Here is a 5,561-nt window from a genome sequence, read left to right as displayed (position 1 = left end):
ATTTTCGTCTGAATCATTGATGCCGGGAATCACCGGAATCCGAGGTACCACAATTCCCTGCCACCAGTCCGCTTCAGCCAAACGTTGGATGTTGGCCAGGATCAAGCGATTGTCCACCCCGGTGAGCTCACGGTGACGCTCCGGGTCCATATGCTTGATGTCTGTAAATACCCAGTCAACGTAGCGGATGGCATCCATGAAGTAATCCGCCGGCAGATGGGAAGTGGTTTCAATGGTCACGTGGATGTAGGATTCCTTGCATTTTTTCAGCAAGGGCAAAATGAACGATTTCTGCATCAGGGGTTCGCCGCCGCTGAAGGTGACGCCGCCCTTGGAGCCCCAGAACATGCGATCCCGTTCGAAAACACGCATGAGCTCGTCCATTGTATACCAGGCCCCACTAATTACATTGCCTTCATGCAGGCAGGCTTCCACACATTCAAGGGTACCGCACTGGTTACACAGGGAACGGTCAAAAGTCAACACGCCGTCCTGAAGGGATACGGCCCCATGCGGGCAGGCGGCGATGCAGGCGCCGCACTTGACACATTTTACGTCACTGTGCAGCATGACCGGTTGGTTGAACAAGCCTTCCGGATTGCAGCACCATACACATTTCAGCGGACAGCCGCTCATGAACACCGCGGTGCGGGCGCCGGGGCCGTCATGTACCGAATGTGCCTGAATGCTGAAGACCAAGCCCCGCACCTTTTTATGGCTATCGGTTTGACCGGTTCGGCCAACGTGAGATTCCATGTTGAATGATTTCATGATTCACCCCTGGGTCGGGCGCCCGCACACGGGGTGCGGGCGCCCTGGGGGAACGTCAGGCTATGCCCTTGGTTCCGCTTTGAGAGGGAGGGAGAAAGCCAGCAGGATGGACACAACAAAGGATCCCAGTGCATAGTAAATGGAATACTGGTAACTGCCTGAAACGTCCTTTAGCCAGCCACCGATAAAGGAACCCAGGAAGGGGCCGATTCCCATGACGATCAACGTGGCCAGGCCCCAGATCTTGCCCAGGGTCTTGCGACCGTAGATAGCTCCCGTATACCCAACCACGCCCCCAGGCACGATGGCCCAGTAGACGGCAAACACAAAGGCGGCCACATATGCCACCCAGGTGGGAGTGGTGGTACACATCATCAGGAAAACACATGCCACGACACCCGTTGTGGGGCCGATGATCAGCATGATTTTGCGTCCCTTGGCTTCATGGGCGACCCTGCTGACCACCCTGTCGGCGATTATGCCCAGGATGGGCATGCTGAAAATGCCGATAATGCCGATTATCTTATAGACGTTGATGGCGGCCACACGGTCCCATCCTTTGTCCTGGACCCAATAACTCACCAATTGCGTCCAGATGAGGAACTCAGCCATCATGCTGGTCAGGAACATCAGGATGGCGCCCCAAATGGCATACCGGGAATAGGCTTCCTTGGTTGTCCACTCATGAGGCGCTTTGGCGCCTTTGGCCGCGGGCATTTCCCCGAAAGGCTTCATGTCGTACCGTTCCGGATTGCGCTTGGCCATGAACACGGCCAGCAACAGCAGGGCGAAGATAATCACGGCCAGAACCTTCATGGAGGAACGCCATGCGTCCGCGCTGCCATCGGCCATGGTGCCCTTGACCACTTCGGCCAGCAACCACTGGGCCATGGGAGCGCCGGCAAAAGCGAAGCCCCACATGGTGGCGTAGGTTTTGCCCACATACCACTTGCGCACCGAAACCGTGGAGGTCACCCACAGCATACCAGTGGCAATGCCGGCCAGCACGCCGAAAGTGAACAGGTAAGCCAAATGGGTGCTGACCAGGCTGGTGAGGTAAAAACCCAAACCGCCGAACACCGCGGCAATGGCATACACGGGCTTGGTACCCCATTTGTCCAGTACCAGACCGGCAAAAAAGGCGGTGATGGCGTAGATGGTCATCATCAGGGAATATCCAAGGGTTACCTGGGCCTGGGACCATCCCAGATCCACACTCATCGGTCCCTTGAGCATGGCGAAGGTGGCGCGGTAACCGAAGAGACTGAAAACGGCCAGCCAGGAGGCGAACACCACCATGTAGCCGTATAATTTCGCTTTGTTATTTTCCATGTGATCTCCTTGGGGGGGTGGTAGGGGAGGAGGCCTGGCCCCCTCCCCTATTCACGATCAGGCTTCCTTGTACATCTCGCAGGTCACCGCCACCATGTCGGGGTAGGCGACAAACTTGGGGGTACTCATTGAGGCTTCGCAGACCCCCAGCTCAATCTTTTCCTGGTCCGCGGTGAAGTTCTTGCAATAGCGGCACTTGGGAGCGCGCTCGAACTTGGCACACACTTCGGTGTCGGCCGGGACTTCCTTTTTGTGCACGTGGCAGAATCCCTTGCGCACATCAATGGGTGCATAGTTGCGGCAATCCTTGTGAACATATTTTTCGTCACTCATAGTCATCTCCTGTGTGTGGATTCAAGGGTCAGATACCCTCGTACTCGGTCCGGGCGATCAGCTCATCCTGAACCTGCTTGCCGATCTCCACCCAGTACTGGGTGAACCCGGCCACGCGCACCATCAGGTCGCGGTAGCTCTGTGGGTTCTGCTGGGCGTCCTTGAGGACCTTGGAATCGACCACGTTGTACTGCACGTGGAATCCGCCCATTCTCATGTAGGCACGGGTCATGTCCACGAGTTTGCGCGAACCTTCTTCGCCCTTGATGGAGGAGGGATGCAGTTTCAGGTTCAATTGGGAATTCTGCGAAAGGGAATGATCCCAAACGGTGGCGGATTTCATCACCGCGTAGGGGCCGTTCTTGTCGGTACCGGGGTAGGCGGACATGGATGCGTCGGCGAAGGTGGTGCCGTCCAGGCGACCGTCGGCAGAGGCGATGGTGGCCGCGCCCATGGCGCCGTGGGTGGATACGGAAATCTGGCAGGCATAGAGGGGCTCACCGTACAACGACTCATAGGTCCAGCAATCCCGGCAGAAAAAGTTTTCCCAATCTTCCAGGATGGAATCCACGTAGGGATCGTCATTGCCGTACTTGGGCGCCTGCAGGCATTTGAAGTGCAACTCGTCGTACTTGTTACCCGATTCGTCTTTCTTTTCCTGGTCCATCAGTGAGAAAGAGCCGATGTCGCGGGCGGACTTAAAGCCGAAGTTGTCTTTCATGGCCTTTTTCATCTCGTCCAGGCTGACTTCTCTGTCGTCGTAGACCAGTTTCTTCAGGGCGGCCATGGAGTTGACCCAGGTGATGTTGCCGGAATTTTCCACGTTGAAAGTGGCATTGTAGCGATAGCCTTTTTCATTGATCAGGTGGCCGGTGTCGAGGCAGTCGGGTTTCATGAAGGAGTTGATCACCGCCATGTTGTTCTTGCGCCAGATGTCGTGCTGGATGTTGTTGCACAGGTCCAGGACATCCACGGTTTTCTGCCAGTACTTCTTGTACTGCTCGAACAACTCTTCAAAGCTCTCCAGTTTGCTGTTGTGGGGCTCGAACACCTTTTCTCCGGTGCGGGCATCCACGCCGTTGAACAAGGTGAGTTCCAACACCTTGGGCTGGGCGATGAAGTGCACGCCCACGGAAGTGGGCTGGCCGGCACCACCGGGGATAAAGTACTCTTTGCCGTTCAAGTGCAGGGGCTTCCAGCAACAACCGGAGGTTTCCAGGCAGCCGCCGATGGCCCAGGCGCGGGCGTCTTCCAGGTTCATGCCCTCATGCCCGTAATGGCTCATGAGGAAGTCCTGAGCCACGCGGTTGTTCATGAACGCGGGGTAGCCGGACCCGGTCTTAATGACGTCGGCGGCCAGCATAAGGAAATCGTCCGGCAGCTTTTCGTCATACAACAAGGCCAGGGTACTCTGCGGCATGGCATTGGTACCGGCCGCTTTGAGGACCAGGTATTCCAGGGGATTGGCGGCGGATTTGCCGTCTTTGGTCAGGCCGCCGATGGACACGGTGTTGAAAGTATTTCCCGACAACACGCCGCCCACGACACCCATGGAGGCGAAACAGTCGATGGAAGTCTTGACCACCCGGTCCAGTTCCAATAGTTCCAGAACCTCGTCATCGGTGATGCGGCCGGCCTCGATGTCCTGCTCGTACCAGGGGTAGAGGATCTGGCCGATGCGGCCGGGAGACATGCCGGAAATGGCGTCTTCATTGAGCACGGCCATGTGCAGGGTCTCGATCATCTGGAAAGCTTCGACAAAGTTGCGCGGCTTGTTGTGCACCAGCCATTCCAGGCGTTCCGCCATCTCGCCGTATTCCTTTTTCTGTTGGGCGTCGCTTTCCATGGCTTCCAGGCGGCGGGCCTCCTTGGCGTAATTGTTTACCCAAGCCTGCATGCCTTCCACGGACAGGATCACGGCCTCATAGTTGTAGAGGCGGTTCATACCGATGATACCGTCACCGTCGGCGCGGCCGGCCACTTTGTCCTTCAATTCTTTGGCCATTTCAATGATGCCGTCGAAGCCGTACTCCAGGGGATAGTAGTAATTGATGACTTCCCGTCCCTGGGGCAGGGTAAAGCCGGAGTCGAACATGCACACGATGTTGCGCATGATGGCTTCCTTGACTTCGTAGTCAGGCACCATTTTCTCGTACTTGTTGCCCAGGTCATCCACGGACTTGCCGTACCACATCTTGGCCAGTTCCAGCAGGACCGGAATCTCTTCCTGGCGCATACCGAACTTACCGGCGATGGAAACCACCTTGTCGAAGCTCTTGGTGACATTTCCGCCGCCCTGGCCGAACTTGGAGTGTTCGTCCACGCTGGCGGATCCGCGTTTCAACGCTTCCTGATAAAACTCATCTTCCTTGGCCATGTAGAAACCTTCCGACAGCCAGGGCATGGGGAAGGATCCGCGGAAGAACGCGGCCTTGCGCATGGTCAGGAGTTCACCGGGAAAGATCACCGGAGTCAGGTGAGAGAAAGCGGTTTTGAGCGCCATGGCCCGGCGCACCACGGGCACCTCGTTGTCATGCATGAAGTACTCCCGGGTGTACCAGTAGGAGAACTCGTTGTTGGCGGAAGAGAGCGTGTTCATGTAAATGTCTTTCAGCTTCTGCACCCGGGGATGGGGCTTCCACTGCACTTCACGATCCACGATCTGTTCCGGAGCCTTGCCTCCGGCCTGGTACTCCAGGGACTGACCGGTCTCGGCCATGATTTGACTGAATTTCTTTGCCATGCAAACCTCCTTTCGAATTGTTGGCAACCGGGCTTTGCGCCCACACATGCATGTGCACAAAAGATGCCAACTACCGGGCCCGGATGGGAACGTGGGGGAATGCCCGGAAAAAACGGACTGCGAAAGGGGTTTCAATATTAACCGACTGCGGACCCCGGCAGGATCACCGCAGAAGAACCCCTGTCGAAATTTCAGACATCCAAATCAAATTGAGGTGAAATTGTCGGGGAAACCCGGCTCTGGCGGTCTTTCTGGTGGTTGTGTATAAAATTCGGCGCTGTCGCGAAATGCGACAGGGATTCAGGCGCGGTAGGAACGCCGCCAGGTCAGGCGGCCCTGCCCGTTCACTCCCACATGAACACGGTGAACCGGACGTTTCGAT

At 56.7% G+C, this 5,561-nt stretch carries 4 protein-coding genes; all 4 read right to left on the bottom strand.

The window, feature by feature from the left end; genetic code table 11:
• On the bottom strand, positions 1 to 771 hold a 771-nt coding region (locus ENN40_04820), incomplete at its 3' end, for a glycyl-radical enzyme activating protein (protein HDP94667.1).
• 60 nt (positions 772 to 831) lie between these two features.
• Positions 832 to 2,103 (bottom strand): MFS transporter, encoded by a 1,272-nt coding sequence (locus ENN40_04815; GenBank protein ID HDP94666.1) that lies wholly within the window; start codon positions 2,101 to 2,103, stop codon positions 832 to 834.
• 57 nt (positions 2,104 to 2,160) lie between these two features.
• Positions 2,161 to 2,442 (bottom strand): 4-hydroxyphenylacetate decarboxylase small subunit, encoded by a 282-nt coding sequence (hpdC, locus tag ENN40_04810; GenBank protein HDP94665.1) that lies wholly within the window; start codon positions 2,440 to 2,442, stop codon positions 2,161 to 2,163.
• Between the two features lie 22 nt (positions 2,443 to 2,464).
• A complete protein-coding gene (gene hpdB, locus ENN40_04805) occupies positions 2,465 to 5,179 on the bottom strand; it encodes a 4-hydroxyphenylacetate decarboxylase large subunit (protein HDP94664.1) in 2,715 nt (904 codons plus the stop codon).
• Positions 5,180 to 5,561: the final 382 nt, after the last annotated feature.

It is taken from the genome of Candidatus Aminicenantes bacterium (assembly GCA_011049425.1).
Taxonomy (GTDB): Bacteria; Acidobacteriota; Aminicenantia; order UBA2199; family UBA2199; genus UBA876.
This window is presented reverse-complemented; position numbering and strand designations above follow the sequence as displayed.

What these genes read in the sequence shown, in the direction of transcription:
- ENN40_04815 (HDP94666.1), bottom strand. Translation starts at nt 2,103, where the DNA reads ATGGAAAATAACAAAGCGAAATTATACGGCTACATGGTGGTGTTCGCC.
- hpdB (HDP94664.1), bottom strand. Translation starts at nt 5,179, where the DNA reads ATGGCAAAGAAATTCAGTCAAATCATGGCCGAGACCGGTCAGTCCCTG.
- hpdC (HDP94665.1), bottom strand. Translation starts at nt 2,442, where the DNA reads ATGACTATGAGTGACGAAAAATATGTTCACAAGGATTGCCGCAACTAT.